19 protein-coding genes are annotated in these 21,442 nt (G+C 54.3%); 8 read left to right on the plus strand and 11 right to left on the minus strand.

Features of this window, described 5'->3' with window-relative positions:
• Nucleotides 1-51: 51 nt before the first annotated feature.
• From ABNV41_RS02795 to ABNV41_RS02810, 4 genes are all read right to left on the minus strand, one after another.
• Nucleotides 52-1,077 (minus strand): IS481 family transposase, encoded by a 1,026-nt coding sequence (locus ABNV41_RS02795; RefSeq protein WP_349935086.1) that lies wholly within the window; start codon nt 1,075-1,077, stop codon nt 52-54.
• Between the two features lie 63 nt (nt 1,078-1,140).
• Nucleotides 1,141-1,239 carry an NUDIX hydrolase N-terminal domain-containing protein gene (locus tag ABNV41_RS02800; RefSeq protein ID WP_349934968.1) on the minus strand — a complete coding sequence of 33 codons (99 nt, stop codon included), beginning with the start codon at nt 1,237-1,239 and terminating at the stop codon, nt 1,141-1,143.
• A gap of 89 nt (nt 1,240-1,328) precedes the next feature.
• Complete coding sequence (clpB, locus tag ABNV41_RS02805; RefSeq protein WP_050820141.1) at nt 1,329-3,944, minus strand: ATP-dependent chaperone ClpB; 2,616 nt, start codon at nt 3,942-3,944, stop codon at nt 1,329-1,331.
• 255 nt (nt 3,945-4,199) lie between these two features.
• Complete coding sequence (locus ABNV41_RS02810; RefSeq protein ID WP_003629595.1) at nt 4,200-4,808, minus strand: superoxide dismutase; 609 nt, start codon at nt 4,806-4,808, stop codon at nt 4,200-4,202.
• Between the two features lie 258 nt (nt 4,809-5,066).
• Here ABNV41_RS02810 and ABNV41_RS02815 point away from each other — a divergent pair, with 258 nt between their 5' ends.
• Nucleotides 5,067-5,858 carry a squalene/phytoene synthase family protein gene (locus ABNV41_RS02815; RefSeq protein WP_197687332.1) on the plus strand — a complete coding sequence of 264 codons (792 nt, stop codon included), beginning with the start codon at nt 5,067-5,069 and terminating at the stop codon, nt 5,856-5,858.
• On the opposite strand, the gene ABNV41_RS02820 is transcribed toward ABNV41_RS02815, so the two are convergent.
• A complete protein-coding gene (locus tag ABNV41_RS02820) occupies nt 5,807-6,682 on the minus strand; it encodes an NAD(P)-dependent oxidoreductase (protein ID WP_050820139.1) in 876 nt (291 codons plus the stop codon). The genes ABNV41_RS02815 and ABNV41_RS02820 overlap by 52 nt on opposite strands.
• Before the next feature lie 224 nt (nt 6,683-6,906).
• Here ABNV41_RS02820 and ABNV41_RS02825 point away from each other — a divergent pair, with 224 nt between their 5' ends.
• Nucleotides 6,907-7,527 carry a sulfite oxidase heme-binding subunit YedZ gene (locus ABNV41_RS02825; RefSeq protein WP_087651934.1) on the plus strand — a complete coding sequence of 207 codons (621 nt, stop codon included), beginning with the start codon at nt 6,907-6,909 and terminating at the stop codon, nt 7,525-7,527.
• A gap of 65 nt (nt 7,528-7,592) precedes the next feature.
• Here the strand turns inward: ABNV41_RS02825 and ABNV41_RS02830 are convergent, their stop codons facing one another.
• A complete protein-coding gene (locus ABNV41_RS02830) occupies nt 7,593-9,050 on the minus strand; it encodes a SulP family inorganic anion transporter (RefSeq protein WP_349934969.1) in 1,458 nt (485 codons plus the stop codon).
• Between the two features lie 184 nt (nt 9,051-9,234).
• Here ABNV41_RS02830 and lpxB point away from each other — a divergent pair, with 184 nt between their 5' ends.
• Nucleotides 9,235-10,422: a lipid-A-disaccharide synthase gene (gene lpxB, locus ABNV41_RS02835; RefSeq protein ID WP_349934970.1), complete on the plus strand. Its 1,188-nt coding sequence runs from the start codon at nt 9,235-9,237 to the stop codon at nt 10,420-10,422.
• Nucleotides 10,423-10,428: 6 nt separating this feature from the next.
• Here lpxB and hisI read toward each other — a convergent pair whose 3' ends face one another.
• From hisI to ABNV41_RS02860, 5 genes are all read right to left on the minus strand, one after another.
• On the minus strand, nt 10,429-10,848 hold the full coding sequence (gene hisI / locus ABNV41_RS02840; RefSeq protein WP_003623988.1) for a phosphoribosyl-AMP cyclohydrolase: 420 nt from the start codon (nt 10,846-10,848) through the stop codon (nt 10,429-10,431).
• Nucleotides 10,845-11,720: a folate-binding protein gene (locus ABNV41_RS02845; RefSeq protein ID WP_349934971.1), complete on the minus strand. Its 876-nt coding sequence runs from the start codon at nt 11,718-11,720 to the stop codon at nt 10,845-10,847. The genes hisI and ABNV41_RS02845 overlap by 4 nt, the downstream gene beginning before the upstream one ends.
• 84 nt (nt 11,721-11,804) lie before the next feature.
• Complete coding sequence (asnB, locus tag ABNV41_RS02850) at nt 11,805-13,565, minus strand: asparagine synthase (glutamine-hydrolyzing) (protein ID WP_087651938.1); 1,761 nt, start codon at nt 13,563-13,565, stop codon at nt 11,805-11,807.
• Nucleotides 13,566-14,627 carry a glycosyltransferase gene (locus ABNV41_RS02855; RefSeq protein ID WP_087651939.1) on the minus strand — a complete coding sequence of 354 codons (1,062 nt, stop codon included), beginning with the start codon at nt 14,625-14,627 and terminating at the stop codon, nt 13,566-13,568.
• Entirely contained in the window at nt 14,624-15,529 is a 906-nt protein-coding gene (locus tag ABNV41_RS02860) for a glycosyltransferase family 9 protein (RefSeq protein WP_197687401.1), read from the minus strand. The genes ABNV41_RS02855 and ABNV41_RS02860 overlap by 4 nt, the downstream gene beginning before the upstream one ends.
• A 148-nt stretch (nt 15,530-15,677) precedes the next feature.
• Here ABNV41_RS02860 and ABNV41_RS02865 point away from each other — a divergent pair, with 148 nt between their 5' ends.
• The 5 genes from ABNV41_RS02865 (at nt 15,678) to ABNV41_RS02885 (ending at nt 21,430) form a co-directional block, all read left to right on the plus strand.
• Complete coding sequence (locus ABNV41_RS02865) at nt 15,678-16,073, plus strand: hypothetical protein (RefSeq protein WP_050820132.1); 396 nt, start codon at nt 15,678-15,680, stop codon at nt 16,071-16,073.
• Nucleotides 16,074-16,229: 156 nt separating this feature from the next.
• Complete coding sequence (locus ABNV41_RS02870; protein ID WP_003623976.1) at nt 16,230-16,925, plus strand: tetratricopeptide repeat protein; 696 nt, start codon at nt 16,230-16,232, stop codon at nt 16,923-16,925.
• 4 nt (nt 16,926-16,929) lie between these two features.
• Nucleotides 16,930-18,327 (plus strand): PQQ-binding-like beta-propeller repeat protein, encoded by a 1,398-nt coding sequence (locus ABNV41_RS02875; RefSeq protein ID WP_128105620.1) that lies wholly within the window; start codon nt 16,930-16,932, stop codon nt 18,325-18,327.
• A 13-nt stretch (nt 18,328-18,340) separates the two neighbouring features.
• Entirely contained in the window at nt 18,341-19,759 is a 1,419-nt protein-coding gene (gene der / locus ABNV41_RS02880; protein ID WP_035362253.1) for a ribosome biogenesis GTPase Der, read from the plus strand.
• A 279-nt stretch (nt 19,760-20,038) separates the two neighbouring features.
• On the plus strand, nt 20,039-21,430 hold the full coding sequence (locus tag ABNV41_RS02885; RefSeq protein WP_050820129.1) for an MFS transporter: 1,392 nt from the start codon (nt 20,039-20,041) through the stop codon (nt 21,428-21,430).
• Nucleotides 21,431-21,442 lie beyond the last annotated feature (12 nt).

Consider the following 21,442-nt stretch of genomic DNA (forward strand, 5'->3'; position numbering starts at 1 on the left):
CCTCAGATGGTCCGTCTTTCGACGAACGCATCAGGCCAGTGCTATCCGCGCTCACTCACGACACAAAATGCAACTGTAGTGATAGGTGTCAGGTTGTGAGACGTCATTGGCGTAATCAAGGATTTCGTCGACCTGTTTCATGATGTCACGACCAGCCGGTTTGATATAGTCTTGATTACGTGACGCGGGATGTTTTTCAAGCCATGAGATGATGCATTGGGCGGGAGCGATGCCGCCCAGAACACGCTGCGGGCGATGATTGTAGGCGAAACAGAAGCCTCTGAGCAGAATTTCCAGATCTTCATGGTTTGAGACACAGACCTGCAGTACTTCTGTAGCGACACGGCCATTGAAGCGTTCCACCATTCCATTGGTCTGAGGGGAGTAAGCCTTGGTCCGGCGTCGGTCGATTCCCATGTCATGACAGGCTTTTTCGAAGGCGTCCGCTGTAAAGCAGGAGCCACGATCGGTCAGGATATGGGTGATCCGGAAAGGAAAGGCCGATTTGACGGCATTGAGGAAATCAACGGAATTATCCGCATTTTCCGCGTCATAAACAGCCAGGTGCACTGAACGGGAACAGCGATCGATGGCGACATACAGAAAACGTTTCCGCCGGTCCCCATCTGCTGTCTGTAATTTTGGCAGATGTTTCACATCGATATGGACATAACCGGGATCGTAATCGCGGAACTTTCCCTGTCCCCGAACTGGTCCGGCCTTTGGAACAGGAGGCAGCCTGTTCAATCCGGCGTCTTTCAGTATCCGCCAGATATTGTCCCGGTTCAGATGCGGCAGGAAATGCCGTAAGACAAAGGTCAGATCATCCAGACCAAAACCGGTAGAACGCCGAAGCTGACAGACAATGGCGCGCTCCTCCTCCGAGGCTTTCCAGGCCAGCCTCCAGGGACGGCTGCTGCGGTCCTGACAGGCGTCCGAACCACGCCTGCGCCACTTGCGGACTGTTTCATCGCTGATCCCGTAGCGTCTGGCGAGCACGGATGTCGGTTCTGACGAACGAGCTATCTCAGCCCGGACAGCCGGTGTCGTGCGTGCCTGTGGGTGGATCTGAAGCATCATTCGGTCTCCCTGCAAACGGAAGAAAACAACGAAGCATAACGCGGTATCGCCCACGCTACATCATCCCAATGACGTCTCACAACCTGACAGATAGGTAAGCCCTGTCTGGGCAATGGCCTGAATTTCTCTGGCCCATACCAGCCAAACAGGTTCCGACATTTTATAGTCCTTCTATAATTAAGTTTCATAAAAAACGGGAAGGCACTGGGCCTTCCCGTTTTGTGTAACACACTCTGCCAAGACAGAAATTACATGGCGGCTTCTGTCTGTGCTGCGGTTTTACCATTAATCAGCAGGCCATCACCATTGGCGGAGATATTCACTGTTTCTCCATCAAGGATATTGCCTTCCAGCAGCTGCTCTGCCAGCGGGTTCTGCAGCGTGCGCTGAATAACCCTTTTAAGCGGGCGCGCACCGTAAATGGGGTCATACCCTTCATTCGCCAGCCAAGCTTCGGCCAGCTTATCCAGATGCAGGGTGATCTTGCGATCTTCCAGCAGCTTTTGCAGGCGTGCAATCTGGATATCCACAATCTTGGTCATGTCCGCTTTCTGCAACCGTGAGAACAGGATGATTTCATCCAGACGGTTCAGGAATTCAGGACGGAAGTGCTCACGCACAACCTTCATCACCTGCGCCTGCACCATATCGGGAGATTCACCATCCGGCAGGTTGGCCAGATATTCAGAACCCAGGTTACTGGTGAGAATGATAAGAGTGTTGCGGAAGTCCACCGTGCGGCCCTGACCATCGGTCAGGCGGCCATCATCCAGCACCTGAAGTAGAATGTTGAACACATCTTCATGTGCTTTTTCCACTTCATCAAACAGAATGACCTGATAGGGGCGACGGCGCACAGCTTCTGTCAGCACACCACCTTCTTCATACCCCACATAACCCGGAGGGGCACCAATCAGGCGGGCCACTGCGTGCTTTTCCATGAACTCACTCATGTCAATACGCAGCAGGGCTTTATCATCATCAAACAGGAAGCGGGCCAGCGCTTTGGTCAGCTCTGTTTTACCAACACCCGTCGGGCCGAGGAACAGGAAGGAACCAATCGGGCGGTTGGGGTCCTGCAAGCCTGCACGGGCACGGCGCACAGCGTTAGAAACAGCTTTAAGAGCCTGTTCCTGACCAACCACGGATTTACGCAGTTCGTCTTCCATCCGCAGCAGCTTGGCGCGTTCACCTTCCAGCATCCGGTCAACCGGCACACCTGTCCAGCGAGACACAACAGAAGCAACACCCTGATCTGTAACAGCTTCGGAAACCAGATCATCCTTTTTGGCGGTTTCTTCTTCTGTTTTCTGGGCTTCTGCAATCTGAGCCTGCAGGTTGGGGATAACACCATACATCAGTTCAGATGCACGCCCCAGATCACCCTTGCGCTGCGCCACTTCCACATCAGAACGCGCCTGATCAAGCTGTTCCTGTAGTTTCTGAATGGTGTTCACGCGGTTCTTTTCTGCGTGCCACGCAGCGCTAAGCGTGTTGGACTTTTCTTCCAGATCAGCCAGTTCAGCTTCTACGGCTTCCAGACGATCCTTACTGGCGGTATCGTCTTCTTTGCGCAGAGCTTCACGTTCGATCTTCAGCTGAATGATGCGGCGGTCCAGCTCGTCCAGTTCTTCTGGCTTGCTGTCAATCTGCATACGCAGGCGGCTTGCGGCCTCATCAATCAGGTCAATCGCTTTATCCGGCAGGAAGCGATCCGTGATGTAGCGGTTGGAAAGCGTTGCCGCTGCCACCAGTGCACCATCGGTAATACGCACACCGTGATGGAGTTCGTATTTTTCCTTAATACCGCGCAGAATAGAGATTGTATCTGCCACAGAAGGCTCACCCACAAATACCGGCTGGAAGCGGCGGGCAAGGGCTGCGTCTTTTTCAATATACTTGCGGTATTCATCCAGCGTGGTGGCGCCAATGCAGTGCAGTGTGCCGCGGGCCAGTTCCGGCTTGATGAGGTTGGAAGCATCCATTGCACCATCGGTACGGCCAGCGCCAACCAGTGTGTGCATTTCATCAATAAACAGGATGATCTGGCCTTCGGCGGATTCAATTTCTTTCAGAACAGCTTTCAGGCGTTCTTCAAATTCACCGCGATATTTGGCACCGGCAACCAGCGCGCCCATATCTAGGGAAAGCAGCTTTTTGTTTTTCAGCGCTTCAGGCACATCACCATTCACAATGCGCTGGGCCAAGCCTTCCACAATAGCGGTTTTACCTACACCGGGTTCACCAATCAGAACCGGGTTGTTCTTGCTGCGGCGGGCCAGAACCTGAATGGCACGGCGGATTTCTTCATCACGCCCAATAACGGGGTCTAGCTTGCCTTTAAGGGCAACTTCCGTGACATCACGGGCATATTTTTTAAGTGCATCAAAATTGGCTTCAGCGTTTTCGCTGGTCACTGTGCGTCCTTTACGAATGGTCGTAATAGCTTTTTCAAGTGCATCAACCGAGGCACCGTTTTCTTTTAGCGCGCGGCCTGCTGGCGTGTCAGATGCAGCAATGGCCACAAGCAGCCGATCCTGCGCAACAAAGCTGTCTCCGGCTTTCTGGGCGGTTTGTTCTGCATTATCCAGAATACGCACCAGTTCCGGTGTTGCTGCGGGTTGGCCTGCGCCGCTGCCCTGAACTTTTGGCAGTTTTGCCAAAGCTTGCTCGGTTGCGGCTTTTACGGCTTCCGGGTTGCCACCAGCACTGCGAATAAGTGAGGAAGCTGCACCTTCATTATCATCCAGCATGGCCTTGAGCAGATGCTCTGGCGTAAGCTGCTGGTTAAAATCACGTAAAGCTATTGTTTGCGCAGCCTGCAAAAAGCCGCGTGAACGATCTGTAAATTTTGCAATATCCATTATAATCCCTCTTGTCCCTTTTACATCAGGCGACTGAAGGCCCTGCTGGCATCCCATGCAGGCAATGTCAGCGTGGTCTCATTCTTCACAAATTGAGATTGGAATGTTGAGAGAGACAATCAAGGGGGTGTGATGCGTTTTCGTGCATGGGTGGTAGATGGTGCGGGCAGAACACCCTTGAAACGGCAGGGTTTCCAATAAAAAAGGCAGCACCCGTTAAGGTGCTGCCTCTGTGTTTTCCCGATAAGGAAAAACTTATGCCGCGTTCAGCTGGGCTTCAGCGAATTCATAATTCGCCAGCTTGTCCAGGAAGTTGGTGACGTAGTCCGGACGACGGTTGCGGAAGTCCAGGTAGTAGGAATGTTCCCACACGTCCACGGTCAGCAGGGCCTTGCCCTGGCCTTCGGCCAGCGGGTTGGTGCCGTTAGGGGTTTTGGTGATGGCCAGCTTGCCATCCTTACCCAGAACCAGCCATGCCCAGCCAGAACCAAACTGAGAAACAGCAGCCTTGCGGAATTCTTCCTTGAAGGTGTCAATGCTGCCGAAATCGCTGGCAATTTTTGCAGCCAGCTTTTCTGGCATCACACCGCCATTGGGGGAGAGGCAGTTCCAGAAGAAGGAGTGGTTCCAATGCTGGCCGGCATTGTTGAACAGGCCCGTAAGGTCTGCTTTGCCATGAGCTGCCAGAATGATTTCTTCCAAAGACTTACCCTGAAATTCGGGCTTGTCTTCCAGCAGCTTGTTCAGGGTGTTGACGTAGGCCAGATGATGCTTGCCATGATGGTATTCAAGCGTTTCCGGGCACATGCCACGTGGGGCCAGTGCGGTGGGAGCAAAGGGGAGGGCAGGCAGTTCAAAAGCCATTTTAATACTCCGTATTCTAAAGGCGGGGCGTGTGAGGGAACACACCTGAGTTCCAGAGCTATGGGCGCGGGGCAGATGCGTCAAGGGAAAGGCGCATGACAAGTGCCTTGCGCAGCCATACTCACGAAAACTTGCCTTGCCAGTAGGGCGTATAATGAGGGCCTTCCGTTAGGAAAGCGGGATCATTCAAACGCATGAACCATGCACAGGTTTCCCGCACATCAAGCGACGTTAGGGGTAAGGGAGATACTGGGGTTTATGGCGCAGCAGGAACATCAGCCTCTTGTAATGGAGGTGCAAAAAGCTGTGCAGGCAGACCCGGATAGGGCGTTGTGCCTGTGGTTTTTGCCTTCATCTGTGCGTGATGCCGCTTATGTTCTTTTGGCTTTCCATAACGAGCTGATTCGCGCTTTAGCCCCGGCGCGTTCTGCTGCTGTAGCAGGGCCCATGGCCGGATATATTCGCTTGCAATGGTGGCGAGAGGTGCTGGAGGAGCAACGCAAGCCAGAGCACGTTCTGGCGCCAGCGCTTATGGCGCTTGTGCAATCTGGCCAAGTGCAGCGCGAAACTTGCCTGAAAATGATTGCTGCCCGGGAAATGGAACTGGAACCCACGCAAGATGTAGAGCGCTGGATGCAGATGATGCGTGATGGTGCCGGTGCCTTCCAGCAAGCCATCGGAGAACTGTTAGGCGTGCAAGATGCAGTTACACTGCAACGATTGGCCGCCGGAGGGGCAGCTTATGGGGTGAGCAGCATGTTGCGGCATTGGCCATTGCTTGCGGGCAGTGGCCGTTTTTTGTTTCCCGGCACGCAGGAACAGTTAAGGCAGGTTGGAAAGACGTTTCTGCAAGAATGTCATTTTGAGGTTTTGGAGCCGCAGTGCCGTAAAGCTGCATTACCAGCTGTATTGGCAAAGCGTGATCTGGCGCGTGGAAGTGAACAAGCTGGCCTGCCCCGCGGAATAGGGGACAGGCTTGCTGTGTGCCGCGCTGGTATTCAGGCGTCGTTGGCGACAATTTTTTCCATAACGCCAATCAGAACCGAATAATCAGCATTTTCTGCCGCGCGGCGGGCAAGAGAAAGCTGTTGTGTTACCGCAGCTAAAGTGGGTGCGGGCACGGCCAGACGTGCTGCGGCATCCATCAGTAGGCGCATGTCTTTTTGCATCAGGCGGGCAGGAAACTGGGGAGAGAAATCTCCAGCCTTGGCCATTTTGATTTTGCGCTTGTGGTGCGGGGAAATCACAGCCATTTCATCCAGCGCATCAAACAGCATGGAGCGGTCCAAGCCAGCGGCCAGGCCGTAAGCTATGCCTTCTGCCACAGCGGCCAGACCGGCCCCCATAATGCCATTGATAACCAGCTTAAGGCGTGCCCCGCTGCCAGATGGTCCGGCATGAATGGTGATACGACCAATTTTATCAAAAATAGGTTGAGCCCGTGCAATAGCGGCATCATCCCCACCGGCCAGAATAACCAGATTGGCGGATTCTGCCTCAGGTGTGCTGCCAGATACCGGACAATCTATAACGCAGATATTTTTTTCCTGCCCGGCCTTTTGCAGGGCATCTGCGGCTTCTGGAGAAACAGAGCTGGTGTTCAGCAGTAAACCATCGGCCTTTATGCCAGCCAGAACACCCTGTGGGCCGTACATGCTTGCTGCAAGGGCCTCATCATCCGGCACACAAACCAGAACAATATCTGCCTTGCTGGCAACTTCTGCAGGGGTGGGCAGAAAATGGGTTACGCCATCACCGCCTTTGCCAGAAGGGGTATAGGCAAGGGTGGCATACCCGGCTTTTTCAAGGTGCGCGGCCATGCGGCTGGCCATGGCACCAAACCCAATAAAACCAATTGTCTGCTGAGTTGTCATGCTGAATGAACCTTCTTGTTTGTATTAGAAGAATTATAAACCTGAATAATAAGATATGTCTTGGCCAGGTTGGGAAAGCATCGTTCGCGTTTGCGTGTCTGGGCGTTACGTTGTTTGTTACGGTTGCATAGTATTCTTGCGCAATAAGGCTGATTTTGTAAGGGTAATCCTGCACTCAGCGTACATGGCTGAGGTGCTTCAAACAGTGGAGAGCACAAAACCCCATGCCATCGCCCACCCCAGACCGAAACCGGCGGTTTCGCCTTTCTCCCCTTACGCGGCAGGTGTTGCTGTATGTGTTGTTTATGTTGCCAGCCGTATCTTATCTGGCAGGTGCTTTTTCGGGTGATCTGGGGCCAAACCCATTCAAGACATGCTTGCATGAATTCGGACGTTACGCGTTTCGGTTTCTGCTTGTTTCGCTTATGATTTCGCCGCTCAAACGATTTTTAAAAATTGATTTGATGGTGTATCGCCGCCCGCTTGGTCTACTGGCTTTCAGTTACGCGGCTTTGCACGTAACACTCTATTTCTGGTGGGCACGTGGGTTTGATATTCAGCGGATATGGAAAGACTTTTTAACGCGGCCATTCCTCACATTCGGGTTGATTGCTTTTTCTATTCTGGTGGTTCTAGCGGCAACATCCACGCGCAAATCCATTATACGGCTGGGTAAAAAATGGGCGCGTTTGCATCGTCTGGTTTATGTTGCCATGGTTTTGGCGTGTATCCATTACGCCATTGCATTCAAGCAGTGGTACATTGAACCTTTTGTATATGCAGCCGTAGCGGCATGTGTGCTGGGTTTGCGGTTTGTGCCAAAGCCCGGGCTTAAAAAATCCTGAAATAAAAAGGAGGCATGAATTTTCTCATGCCTCCTTTTTTAATGCCATTGTGGTTTGTGAATTGCTTAGGCCAGCAATGTATCATGGCCTAGAGAGGCCAGAAGTTTTTCTGCACGTTGATCTGCATGAATAATGGAAACTGTTTTTCCGCGTGCCTTCAGGCGGGATGCAATTTTTTCCAGCGCGTCTGCTGCGCTGATATCCCAGATATGTGCGTCTTCAAGATCAATCACGATGTTTGAAGCTGTATCCTGAAAATCCACTGCATCGGCAAGAACACTGGCAGAGGCAAAGAACAGTTGCCCATGCACGTAATAGGTACGGGTGTTGCTGTTTTCTGAAAATGTGCTGCTGACCTGAACAAGTTTCATAACCTGGAAAGAAAAGAACAACCCATTTAGCAGCACGCCACAGGCAACACCAGCTGCCAGATCATGCGTTAGCACCACCACCAAAACCGTGGTCAACATAACGGTGGAAGAAAGGCGAGGGTGCTTTACCAGATCACGCAGGGAGGACCATGAAAATGTGCTGACAGACACCATGATCATAATGGCCACCAAAGCGGCAACAGGCACTTGGGCTACAAAGCGGTGCAACACAACCAGCAACAGCAGCAAAAATGCCCCAGCCGTAAAGGTGGAAAGCCGACCACGCCCGCCATAACGCAGGTTGCCAACTGTTTGCCCAATCATGCCGCAACCGGCCATGCCGCCAAACAGCCCCACCATGATGTTGGAAAAACCAAGCCCGGTGCATTCCATGCGTTTGTTGCTGTGTGTGTCTGTTAATTCATCCACCACAGTAGCTGTCATGAGGGATTCCAGAAGCCCCACCATGGCCATGGCAAATGCATAAGGCAGCACAATTTTAAAAGTTTCTGCTGAAAAAGGCACATCTGGCAACGTTAGATGCGGCAGGCCGGAGGGTAGGTCTCCCAGATCAGACACCACATGCACAGGCATGGGCACTGCAAAAGTAATGCCTGTAAGCACAAGAATACAGATTAAGGGGGAAGGCACAGCCGTGGTAACGCGCGGCAGAAGGTAAACAATAGCCAGCCCCAGCGCGATAAGCGCATAAGTATGCCACGTAACATGCAGCATCTGCGGCACCTGCGCAGAAAAGATAAGAATACCCAGCGCGTTTACAAACCCGGTTTCCACCTCGCGCGAGACAAAGCGCATCATGCTTTGCAGGCGCAGCAAACCGAAAATAATCTGGAATGCACCTGCCAGCAGTGTCGCCAGAAGCAGATATTGCAGGCCATGGCTATGCACCAGTTCAGCTGCAACCAGAGCAACAGATCCGGCAGCTCCGGAAATCATGCCCGGCCTGCCGCCCGTAATGGCAATGGCAATGCTGATAACAAATGAGGCAAACAACCCCACAGAGGGCGCAACCCCAGCCACATAAGAAAAAGCGATAACTTCTGGAATAAGTGCAAAAGTGCCCACCATGCCGGCCAGAACATTGCGGACGGGCTGGTCTGTCCATTCATGAATATAGGTTTTAACTGTCACGAGAAACCGGGTGTCCCTTGGTTGAGTGTGAAAAGGCGCATTAATCGGGCACCAAAAGCGTTTCGGGGCAGGAAAGACTTTTGAGGCATTATTTGCAAGATATACATGCCTTATGGGGGATATCCTACCACGCTACACGGATAAGATGATTGTGCTCTGTGTGGCAGCGTTTTATGCGTGAGGCATGGTTTCTCCTTCTTCCTCTCCTCTTGTCTGGATTCTGGCTGGTGAGGCCAGTGGCGATGTCTTGGGTGCACGCCTTATGCATGCGTTGCGTGCCCGTGTGCCCGATATGCGCTTTGCCGGGGTGGGGGGCGTGCGTATGCAGGAGGAAGGGCTGGTCAGCCTGTTTCCCATGCGGGATCTGGCCGTTATGGGGCTAGTGGAAGTGCTGCCCCGCGTGCGCCAGCTTTCTGCCCGGTTGGATGAAGCCGCGCAGGATATTGCAACCCAAAAGCCGGATTTGGTGATTACCATAGATAGCCCTGGTTTTGCCCTCCGGCTTCTTAAAAAAATAAGCGGTTTGGGCATTGCCCGTGTGCATTATGTGGCGCCGCAGGTTTGGGCATGGCGGCAGAAAAGGGTGAAGGAATTTCCCGGCCTGTGGGAAGAATTGCTGTGCCTTTTGCCATTTGAGGAAAAGTTTTTTGGCAAGCACGGCCTAAAAACCCGTTTTGTAGGGCACCCGGTTTTGCAATCTGGCGCTAAGGATGGAGATGCAGCTCGGTTTCGCAACCGGCATGGGTTGCCAGATAGCGCCAAGATACTTGTGCTCATGCCCGGTAGCCGCCGCTCAGAAGCGCCGCGCTTGTTGCCAGTTTTTGGCCAGATGTTGCGTTTGCTTAAAACATCCATGCCAGACGTGGTGCCCGTGGTGCCGGTTTCTCCGGTTGTGGCAAATGTTGTGGAGCGTGCCACGCAGGATTGGCCCATAAAGCCGGTTATTGTCACAGATATTCATGACAAGCATGATGCCTTTGCTGCTGCTGGGGCAGCATTAACCAAATCAGGCACATCTACGCTGGAACTGGCTTTGGCTGGAGTGCCAATGGCTGTGACATATCGGGTTAACCCCATAACGGCCTTTTTTGCCCGTCGGCTTATTAAAGTGCCATTTGTGGCTATGGTGAATTTGTTGGCAGGCCGTGCTGTTGTGCCTGAACTTTTGCAGGAACAGTGCCGCGCAGATGTTCTGGCGCGTGAAGTGCAGATTCTGTTTGAAAATACAGATGTGGCGCAGGCTCAGAAACGGGCTTTTGCCACGGTTTTGCATGGGCTGGAAGGGCCACAGGGCCAATTGCCAGCCGATGCCGCAGCAGAAGCTGTTCTGGAGGTTCTTAACCGTAAAAATACGGCTAAGATACTCGGCTAAACGTGTTCAGTTATGTTTGTGATAAAGCTGGTTGGGGTCAATTTCCGGCTTTGTCAGTTCTTTCAGGCCATCTGGTGTAAAGGCGCGGTAAAAACAGCTACGGCGGCCCGTGTGGCATGCCACGCCAATCTGGTTCACAAGCACAAGCACGGCATCGGCATCGCAATCCAGCCGGGCTTCAATAAGATGCTGGATCTGGCCAGATGTTTCGCCCTTGCGCCAAAGCTTCTGGCGGCTGCGGGAGTAATAGCAGACGCGCCCGGTTTCCAACGTTTCACGTAGGGCTTCACGCGTCATCCATGCAATCATCAGCACTTCGCCGGTATCGTGCTGCTGGGCAATGGCAGCTACTAGGCCAGAGGCATCAAATTTTACAACATCCAGCATAGCATCCAGTTCTGCTGCTGGTGGGGCAATGTAAGTCATGATTTTTCCGTAGAATGAGAATCAGAAGGTGTTTGAGGTTTAAGGGCTGTTTCCAACCAGGCAGGCAGCCGCACCACCAGCGGATGCGCGGCACAGGTCAGTTGGTTATTGGCGGCATCTGTTTTCAGTAATGCCAGCCCAACATGATCTTGGGATGAACGCAGCGTGCCCACTTCCACACCATCGTACAGCACAGGGGTTCCGGGCGCAGGCAGGGGAGATGTGGCTGCAACAGGCATCAGGCGGCGCTTTACCAGAGTGCGGTAATGCATACGGGCGGTCACTTCCTGCCCCATATAGCAGCCTTTTTTCCATGATACGCCGCCGAGCAGATCCAGATTGGCTTCGGCAGCCAGAGTGCGGCCAACCTCGCAATCCTGCACACCATCTGGCAAGCCCAGCATCAGGCGGTGCAGGTTATAGTCCTGCTCTGTAGCGGTTATGGGCGTATCTGGTGCGGCATCAATCAGCCGCCATCCGGCGTCTTCTAACCGAGGGTCCCGAAAGCTGATGGCGTTTTCCAGCACACTGTCTGGCGGTGGGTTTCCCCATGCGACATGCACGGGTAGGGCGGTGAGTTCTAGCTGCACATCAGAGCGCAGGCGGAAACGCTGGAGAGTGGTCTTTAGGTTTTCAGCCTGTTCTGCGGCGCAATCTAGCAGCAGGCAGGTATCATCGGGGTCTGAGACCACAAAAAAGTCTGCCTGCCAGCGGCCCTGAGGTGTCAGGCAAGCGCTCCATGTGGCGTCTCCCGGTTCCAGCGCAGCAATATCCGCCGTGACCAGACCTTGCAGAAAACGCACGCGGTCAGCGCCAGAAAGCTTGAGAACCGTGCGGTTTTCAAGCCGGGTCATATGTGTTGGGGAAGGCATTTACATTCTCCCATAAAAGAAAAAAGGCTTCCCGCAGGAAGATAGAGGGCTTTTGGGGCCAGGAACAGAAACTGTTCAAAAACCTTACTGGCTGAGGGCAGAAAACACATCGCCTTCTGGCGGAAGATTGCAAATATGTGTCCGATGCCACAAAGCGTAAAACAGAAGTGTCCATGCGGCAGCACCCGTTCTGCGGTTATCTGCTGCGCGAAACAGGGCTTTTACACGGTCTGGCCGGGCAATTTCTGCAATACATTCCTGCCGCGCCACCAACTCACCAAGATGAGCACCTTGCTGCCTGATCCATGTGCCAATAGGCACGGTAAAGCCTTGCTTGGGGGCAAAGGGGCGTGCGGCAGAATTGTGTTGCTGCAACCATTTGCGCAAAAGCCATTTTCCCTTGCCATCACGCAGGCGCATGGAATCGGGCAGGCGCCATGCCGTTTGGGCCACAACGGGGTCTAGCAATGGTGTGCGGCCTTCTAACCCATGCGCCATCAGGCACCGGTCCAGCTTGATAAGCAGATCATTCGGCAACCATTCTGCAATATCTACAGCTTGCAAGCGGGAGAGAGGGGTTGCCGCATCTGCCGCGGCCATTTCTGCGGCGGCTATGCCATCCCGCCAATGGGCAGGGTGCTGGTGCAGAATATTCATGTTATCAAAAATGCCGCGCCGCCACATGCGCCGCTTGCCTTTCCACCACGGGCGGCTGGCCGAGCGATAACGTCCATAGCCACAAAACAGTTCATCTCCCCCTTCGCCGGAGAGAATGACGGTAACATCCTGTGCTGCTTTCTGGGCCAAAAACCATGTGGGAATAATGGCGTAATCTGCAACCGGATCATCCATACAGGCCACAATGGCGGGCAGATGTTGCCACACCATATCTGCCGTAATGCGCAAGGTTTCATGCTCGGCGCGGGCATGTTGGGCCAAGGCATTGGCGGCTTCGGCTTCATCCGCGGCACCCGGGGCATCAAAAACGGCTGTCCATGTGCGCAAGGGCGTGGTGCGGGGTAGGCGGTTCATGGCTGTTAACAAGCAGGCACTATCTATGCCGCCAGAAAGAAACAGCCCAAAGGGTACATCAGAACGTTCATGCGCATGCACGCTGTCCATCAGCGCTGCATCAAGGTGGTTTAGGGCGTCAGCTTCAGAAGTAAAAAAGGGAGCGTGGACGGGAATGGGGGATTGGCGCTGCCTATCCAGAATACGCCCTTGGTTGATGCGCAGAGTTTCCCCCGGCATGACGCGCTGAATACCGGGAAAGATTGTTTCCCATCCTGTGGTGAACTGAAGTTGCAGCAGTTCATCCCGCACAGCAGGTGCAATGGCGCGGGGGGCAAGGCCGGAGGCGATTAAAGGTGCGGGCTCGGATGCAAAGGCAATGCCGCCCGAAAATTCGGTAAAATAAAGCGGTTTGATCCCAAACGGATCGCGCGAGAGCAGGAGTTCCTGCTGGGCTTTATCATACAGCCCAATGGCATACATGCCGCGCAGCCCGCGGGTATAGGTGCAGCCGTTACGCTCCCATAAAAGCAAGGGAGATTCGCAATCGCTTCCGGTCTGGAAATGCTCTGGCCCGATCTGCCGGCGAATTTGTGGGTCGTTATAGATTTCACCATTGGCAACAAGCGTGCCATCGCCGCTGGTTAAGGGTTGGTCTCCACTTTCCAGATCAATAATGGCAAGGCGTGTATGCACCATATCGGCGCGGCCCAACCGGGCAATATGCACACCATTGGGGCCACGATGGCCCAAGGCCTGCGCCATACGTTCCAGAACCGATTCGGAACATGGCTGCGTGCCGGGCGTATAAATCAGCCCTCCAATGCCACACATTTACCCGGCCTCCACCGTGGACAAGAACTTATGCCACGCATCCAGAACGGGTGTGACAGCATAGGTTGTTTCATAATCCCTGCGGCCTGCCTGCGCCATACGGGTTGCCAGGTCTGGTGTTTCCAGTGCAGTGCAGATTTGCGCGGCCAGAGCATTGGCATCCTCTACCGGAGCCAGCAGGCCGTTTTCACCATTTCGGATAAGTTCACTTGGCCCTTGAGAAGCGGCTGCAATCACCGGTTTGCAGGCCGAAAACCCTTCAATCACCACATTGCCCAATGGCTCGTGCCGAGAAGGGCAGATCATGGCAGAGCAGGCGCGGAGCAAGCCTCCGGGGTGGTGGGCCCATCCGGGCATGAATACACGCTCTGCCACACCTTCCTGCCGCACAAGTGCTTCCAGCGCTGCGCGTTCTGGCCCTTCTCCGGCAATAACAAGCGGGATGTGTGGCACATGCTTCATGGCACGGATAAGAACATCAAAAGCCTTGTTCTTATGCAGCCGCCCCAATGCCAGCAGAAAAGGGGCACCATGTGGCAAAAACTCTGGCCATACGGGTGGTGTGGCTGCCAGATCTGTGGCGAAGTTGGGGAGGTAATGCACCGCCTTGGCAGGCCAGCCTTGCTCGCGCATCCAGCGCACCAAGCCATGCGTATTGCCAATGAGATGAGAGCAGTGGCGATAATAGGAAAGATCATAAAACCCCCCCAACCGCCCAGCCAGTACCCAGTTGCCTTGGGGGGCAAAGCGTGCGGCACGGTTCATCCATGCAACGGCAACGCGGGGAGAGAACTCTTTAAGAGCAGAACGAAGGCCCACGCGGGTGCGTATATCCAGCATGTTGCCAAAAGGCAGCTCAACGGGTGCAAGGTTGCCTGCACGTAAACGTTGGGCACGCTCCGGGTTGGTGCGGATAACTGGCAGAACAGAAAGCCCTGCCGCAGCTTGTGCAATACATAGGCGTTCAAAAAACAGCTCAGCCCCACCTGTGGGGGCTCCGGCCATAATGTGCGCAACTTTCAAAGGCTGTGTGTTCTGCCCGTTGGTAGTGCCATCCATCATATGCCGGTTTCCTTGAGAAGGGAGAGCGCTGCTGTGGCAACATCTGCAACATCCAGCCCAGCTATGGGGGCTTCACCTTCTGGGCCGGGGGCAGCAATCCACCGCGCGTTTTTGCCAGAAGGCGCGTATTCCGATGCACGAGATGGCCCAAAAAGCCCCAAAGTGGGCGTGCCTGCGGCGGCGGCCAGATGCATCAGCCCCGAATCATTGCCGATATACAGGCGGCAGCGGGCCAGCATGGCGGCTACTTCCGTAAGGGAAAAATGGCCTCCTGCATTTATGGCGTGGGGCAGAGCTTGCAGAACAGGGCGGGCGAGTGCGGCTTCCTGCTCTCCCGGACCATAGAATATGGCGGGCCGAATCTGAGGGTATGCCGTACACAGGCGTTGCCATAGGGGCAGGTACCGTTCTGTTGGCCAGATTTTGCCTGTCCAGTTGGCTGTAGGACCTAAGGCTATAATGGGTGAGGTGTCAGGAATAATCTGCTGTGCTTTTGCGCGATCAGCCGGGCTGACCCAAACAGTTGGGAGCGGAGGTGGAGAAAGGTTCAGAACATTTCCCAAATGCATAATACGTGCGCCAGCCCGCCGGCCGCCGCGCATAATAAACCGGCGGCCCGAACGTAGAAGAAATGTAACGGCTGAGCCGCGCAGATCTACCGTGATATCCCATTTGAAAGGCACGCAGGCTTTCCACAGATCAAGCCAGTGCAGATCATAGGGGCGCTTTTCCATCACAATGGTGCGCTCGAGTCCGGGAAAGGCGCTAAATAGCCCGGCGGCAACAGGCCCACATGCTATGGTGAACCGCGCATCTGGCCAGCGTTGGTGCAGATATGCCAGCAGGCCCGTAGAAAGCACGGCATCGCCCAGACGTGTGGCCGTGATGAAAAGAATGCGCATTATCGCGCCTATACTGTCTTCCGGTTTTTTTTCCAACCCAGTGCGCGCAGGTGTGGACATTTGCGCTGCCTGTGCAAGAAGCGTTTGCTGATGGTAAAGTTATAAATTGGGCAGAAAAACATCTCTGCTCTGAATCGGGGATACAGGAATGATTAGGAAAGGTTTTTATCTTATCGCCGGGCTTACAGCCGCCCAGTTGTGCAGCAGTGTTACCATGCCTGCACAGGCTGCAGACAAGATGTGGACAGCAAGCGCATGCGGCGCAGAACCTGTGGCGCCTTCTGTAGAAGTGTCTTCCGTTGATAAATATAACGCCAGTGTTGATAAGGTCAGTGCCTATGAAAAAGCAGCACGCACCTATAACAGCTGTGTGGCCAAGGCAGCCGTTAAGGAAGAAACGGCTATCAGCAATGAAGCGCGTGAAAAAATTGCCCATATTCATGAAGGCAGCAGCACCGTGCAAAAGCGTATTGCCGGTAATTTCACCAAATTGACCACGGCCCTTAAGGCCGGAGGGGCCAAATTACAGAAGGCAGAGCACTAAAATTTTCGGCAGGGCGGCTGTTTTCTGGTACAACAGTAAAAGAGCCGCCATCAGGCTGATTGCCTGCATGACTTGTATGATACCCCCGGCTGAGGCAGATAGACGGTAACACAAAGCCGTCAGGCAGAACGCCAGCAGACAGGAACAGGCCAGACCGTGGCAGAGGATCTTTTCAAGGAAGTTGATGAGGAAATGCAGGCCGAGCGCCTGCGTATGGCCGCAAAGCGCTATGCCGGTGCGGGTATTGGGCTGATTGTGGCCGTGCTTGCGGGCATTGGTGCGTGGTCTTGGCATGTTTCCAGCCAGAAATCTCAGGCGTTGGAAGCTACAGGAACGTATCTTACGGCCTTACGGCAGACAGACCATCTGCCCTCAACTCCTTCATCAGGCACGGTAGATCTCACCACTACCGCGCAGGCGGGTTTGGCCTCGTTGCAGAAATTAGCGTCTTCCGATGCAAAAGGCGTGGCTGTTCTGGCCCGTTTGCAGGAAGGGGGCGTGCAGGCGGCGCGGGGTGATGTGAAAGGTGCACTGGCTGCGTGGGATGCCGTGCAGAAAGACCCGAACGCAGATTCCGCACTGCGTGATCTGGCAACCTTGCTGTGGTGCCAAAAACAGTTGGATACCGGAGAACCTGCTACACTACGTTCTCGCCTTGCGCTGCTTACAGGTAAAGGCAAGCCGTGGAATGGTCTGGCCATGGAAGCCCTGGCTGTTCTGGATGTGCGCGAAGGGCATGTGGCAGAAGCCCGGCAGAAATTTGCAGCGCTACAGGCTGCGCAGGATGTTCCTCAGGGCGTACGCAACCGGGCGCAGGATATGATGCAGGCCCTTGATCCGACAGCAGGCTAATAGAATGAGCAGCAACAAGAAATCCAGCGCAACCAGACGTTCCGGACTTTCACGCCGTGCCCTGCTAGGAGGCGCCGCTCTGGCTCCTGCGCTGGCCGGGTGCACCATGTTTGAGAGTGACAGAAAGCCCATTCTGGCCGGGCACCGCACGGATATTCTGTCTTCCGGATCTGGGTTGATGGTTGACCCGGACGATCATACGCCCATTACAATCCCTCCTACCATTAGCGTTTCGGAATGGCCTATTTGTGGGCGTGTTTCGGCCCATACCGGCAGCAATTATGCTTGGGGAGGGCTGCATAAAAGGTGGAGCAAGGATATCGGGGCCGGTATTTCCCAGCCAGATTTCATGGCATGGGCAGCACTTGGCACTTTGGGCCGCGGGCTTATTCCTGCACCACCTGTTGTGCAGGATGGTCGCCTGTTTGTTATGGATGCCCAAGGTGTTGTGCGCGCTTTTTCTTGGCCCGGCATGCGCCATATCTGGACGTATAATCCGCGCCCCAGAAAATCTTATTCTGCCAATATGGGCGGCGGTTTGGCCGTAGATGGCGGCGTTGTTTACATTGTAGACGGCATTTCCCAAACCATGGCGGTGGATGCGGCAACCGGCAAGGTGAAGTGGAAAACCACCAACGGCGCACCGGGGCGGTCTGCCCCAACAGTTGCTGGTGGACGTGTTTTCTTCGGCACGATTGATGAGCGGTTTTTCGCGCTGGATTCCGCCACAGGCCGCCAGTTGTGGACATATACAGCCACATCTGTGGAAACCACAGTGTTTGGCCAGCCTGCCCCCGCTGTAGATAACGGCATTGTGGTGGCCGGGTTTGGTGGGGGCGATCTTGTTGCTTTCCGAGTGGAAAGTGGTGAGGTTGTCTGGAGTGACATGATGGGTAACGTCAACAGTCAGGCCAGCACGCTGGATCTGTCCTGTGTGCGTGGGCTGCCTGTTATTGTTGATAGCATTGTGTATGCCGTAAGCATGGCACAGGTGTTGGCTGCCATTGATATCCGCACAGGTCGCCGTGTGTGGGAACGCTCAGTTGCCAGCCAGAACAGCCTGCTATGCGTGGGGGATTGGCTTTTTGTGGTCTCGCTAGATCAGCAGATCGCATGTATTGATCGCCTTTCTGGCCATGTGCGGTGGATTACACAGCTGCGCCGCTTTCGGCGTGTGGATGTGCACAAAGATATCGTAACCTGGTTTGGCCCCATGCTGGTGGGCGGCGAACTGGTTTGTCTGAGCTCTCTGCCAGAAAATGGCATGGTGCGGATTAACCCGGCAACAGGTGCAATTATATCAGTAGACAGCATGGATACCGTTTCTTTCGTGCCGCCAATTATCGTAGATAACCAGATGCTGATCGTGACAAACGACGGGAACCTTTGCTCTTATGGCTGATCGCCGCAAATCCATGCGCCCACCTCCGCCGCTTCCTACGGGGGATATGCCTGTTGTTGTTATTGCAGGTCGGCCAAACGTTGGTAAATCCACACTGTTTAACCGCCTTGTAGGGCGCAGGCAGGCCCTTGTGGCGGATACCCCCGGTGTGACCCGAGACCGCAAGGAAGGTGTGGCCCTTATTCGTGGGCGCTACGTGCGGTTGATTGATACCGCAGGGCTGGAAGAAGCAGCCCCCGAAAGCCTGTTCGGGCGGATGCGTTTTTCTTCTGAAAGTGCTGTGCGTGAAGCAGACTTGGTGCTGTTTTGCGTAGATGCGCGCGCAGGTATTACGCCAGCAGATGAGCATTTTGCACAGTGGATCCGGCGTCAGAACCGCCCTGTATTGCTGATTGCCAATAAATCCGAAGGTCGGCTTGGCGCAGCTTCCGCAATGGAAGCCTATGCTCTGGGCTTGGGCGAGCCTTTGGCGCTTTCTGCTGAACACGGTGAAGGTGTGACGGACCTGATGTGGGAAATTGCCGATAGGCTGCCCGCAGAGCCGGAGCATGAGGCAGAACCTGAAATTGAAGCAGCAGATGATTTTGCTGTGGAAGAAGGGGAAGAACCTCCGCGCCCGACTGGCCCATTGCGTGTGGCTATTGTGGGCCGCCCCAATGCAGGTAAATCTACGCTCATGAACGCCCTTTTGGGTGAAGAACGTATGATTACCGGGCCAGAAGCAGGGCTTACGCGTGATTCCATTGCCGTCACGTTGAAAGATGGCGATGATACGTTTGAAATTGTAGATACGGCTGGTTTGCGCAAAAAAGCGCGCATTGATGAATCTCTGGAAAAAATGTCCGTTTCAGCTGCCATCGAAGCGCTGAAAATGGCAGAGGTGGCCGTGCTGGTGTTGGATGCGACATTGGGTGTGCATGAGCAGGATTTGCAAATTGCTCGCCTGATTGAGCGTGAAGGCCGTGCCTGCGTATTGGCCCTGAATAAATGGGATGCCGTGCAGGATCGCACAGCCACGCGTAATGCTATTCTGGACCGTTTGAGCATTTCTCTGGCTCAGATGCGTGGCGTGCCAGTTGTTACTTTTTCTGCACTTACCGGTGCTTCTATTCACAAACTGCTGCCAGCGGTGCGTGATGCATGGACAGTCTGGAACGCACGCGTGCCCACAGGTGCCCTCAACCGCTGGTTTGAGGAAATGCTGGAACGCCATCAGCCACCATTGGTGCAGGGGCGCAGGTTGAAACTGCGCTATATCACGCAGGTGAAATCTCGTCCGCCAACGTTTGTTATATTCGGCACGCGGGCTGAACAACTGCCGGATGATTACAAGCGCTACCTTGTAAACGGCCTGCGTGAAACGTTTGATCTGCCGGGTGTGCCTATTCGCTTGCAAACGCGTGGCACCAAAAACCCTTACGCAGATTCCTGACTTAATAGGCGCAGACACTTCTTTTTGTCAGAACACCATTCGTTGCATTTGGCAGTAAGCCACTACAATGGTGTTCTGACGAGAGAATATGAGGGCACGGAGCACACCGTCTGGCGGTGCTTATAATTGTTGGTCTCAGGTGCCCGAGGCCGCGTGCAGGGCTGTCACTCAATATATTAGCTGCACAACATGAGGTGGGAGCACCACGCCCACGTGCGTTCTGGATTTCCAGAAAAGGCAGGTAGGTCACTCCTTGCAGGCAAAAGAAAGCTTTGCTCCATGACACAAATCCCCAATTCTCAGTCAGCACCGGTTGCAGATGGGCTTCATGGAGCAGCCCGCAATATGGCCATGCTGGCTGTGGCGCTTTCTGTTTTTCTGGCATTGCTGGATTACGCCATTGCAAACGTTGCACTGCCCGATATTGCGCGGGATTTAAACGCTTCCTCATCTTCGTCCATCTGGGTTGTAAATGCCTATCAGATGGCCAGTCTGGTTTCCCTTCTGCCGCTGGCTGCGTTGGGTAGCCGGGTGGGGTTTGCCAGGCTTTGTCAGGTAGGGATCATCATTTTCATGGTGTCATCTCTATTCTGTGCCACGGCCACCAGCTTGCCTATTTTGGCGGGTGCGCGTGTGTTGCAGGGCATTGGTGGTGCATGCATTATGAGTGTGAATATCGCGCTAGTGCGGTTTATTTACCCTCATGCAGAAATTGGGCGCGGTATTGCTCTTAATGGCGTGGTGGTGGCGCTTGGTGTGGCCTTGGGGCCTACGGCCGCTGCTGCCATTCTCACCATAGGGTCTTGGCCATGGCTGTTCTGGATTAACCTGCCATTTGGGGCTTTGGCCTTGGGCATGGCCTTTTATGCGCTGCCTAAAGTACCACGCACTTCTGGCGCGTTGGATGTTACAGGCAGCATATTGTGCATGCTGGCTTTTGGGGCCTCCGTAATGGGGGGAGATGGGCTGGCACATTCCCAAAATACAGCCATTTCCTGTGCATTACTGCTGGCAGGGCTTGCAGCCGGAGTGCTGCTGGTGCGGCGTGAGGCAGAAGCTCCACAACCCATTTTGCCTGTTGATTTGCTGAAGAATCCAGAATTCGCAGTGGCCTTTATCACCGGGTTCTGTGGCTTTGTGGCCTCTAATTTCTACATTGTTTCCATGCCGTTTACGTTGCACAACACTCTTGGCCTCAGCTCAGCCGCCACGGGTTTGCTCATTACGCCTTGGCCGTTGGGCATTATGTGCGCAGCACCACTGATCCGGCGCGTGGCAGATAAGGTTTCTGCGGGTGTGTTGTCTTCCATTGGTTTGAGCACAACGGCACTGGGTTTCTTTTTGCTGTGGCTTTTGCCGGCCCATCCTTCTGTGTGGGATATTGCATGGCGCACCGGCGTGGCAGGCTGGGGATTTGGTTTTTTTCAGCCACCCAATAACCGAGCCATGATGGTGGCCGCACCTCATACACGGGCTGGTGGTGCCAGTGGTATGGTGCAGGTTGCACGCCAAGCGGGGCAGACCTTGGGGGCTATGGGGGTTGCGGCCTTTTTTACATGGTTTGCACAAGGGGCCACACAAAAGTGCTTGCTTATGGCCGGATGTGTGGCGCTGTTTGCCGCCACGCTAAGCGCCAGCCGTTTGTTTCTGAATACAAAAAAAGCAGCCTGAGGCTGCTTTTTT

The sequence above is a fragment of the Acetobacter sp. A11-2 genome, from assembly GCF_040208445.1.
GTDB lineage: Bacteria > Pseudomonadota > Alphaproteobacteria > Acetobacterales > Acetobacteraceae > Acetobacter > Acetobacter oryzoeni.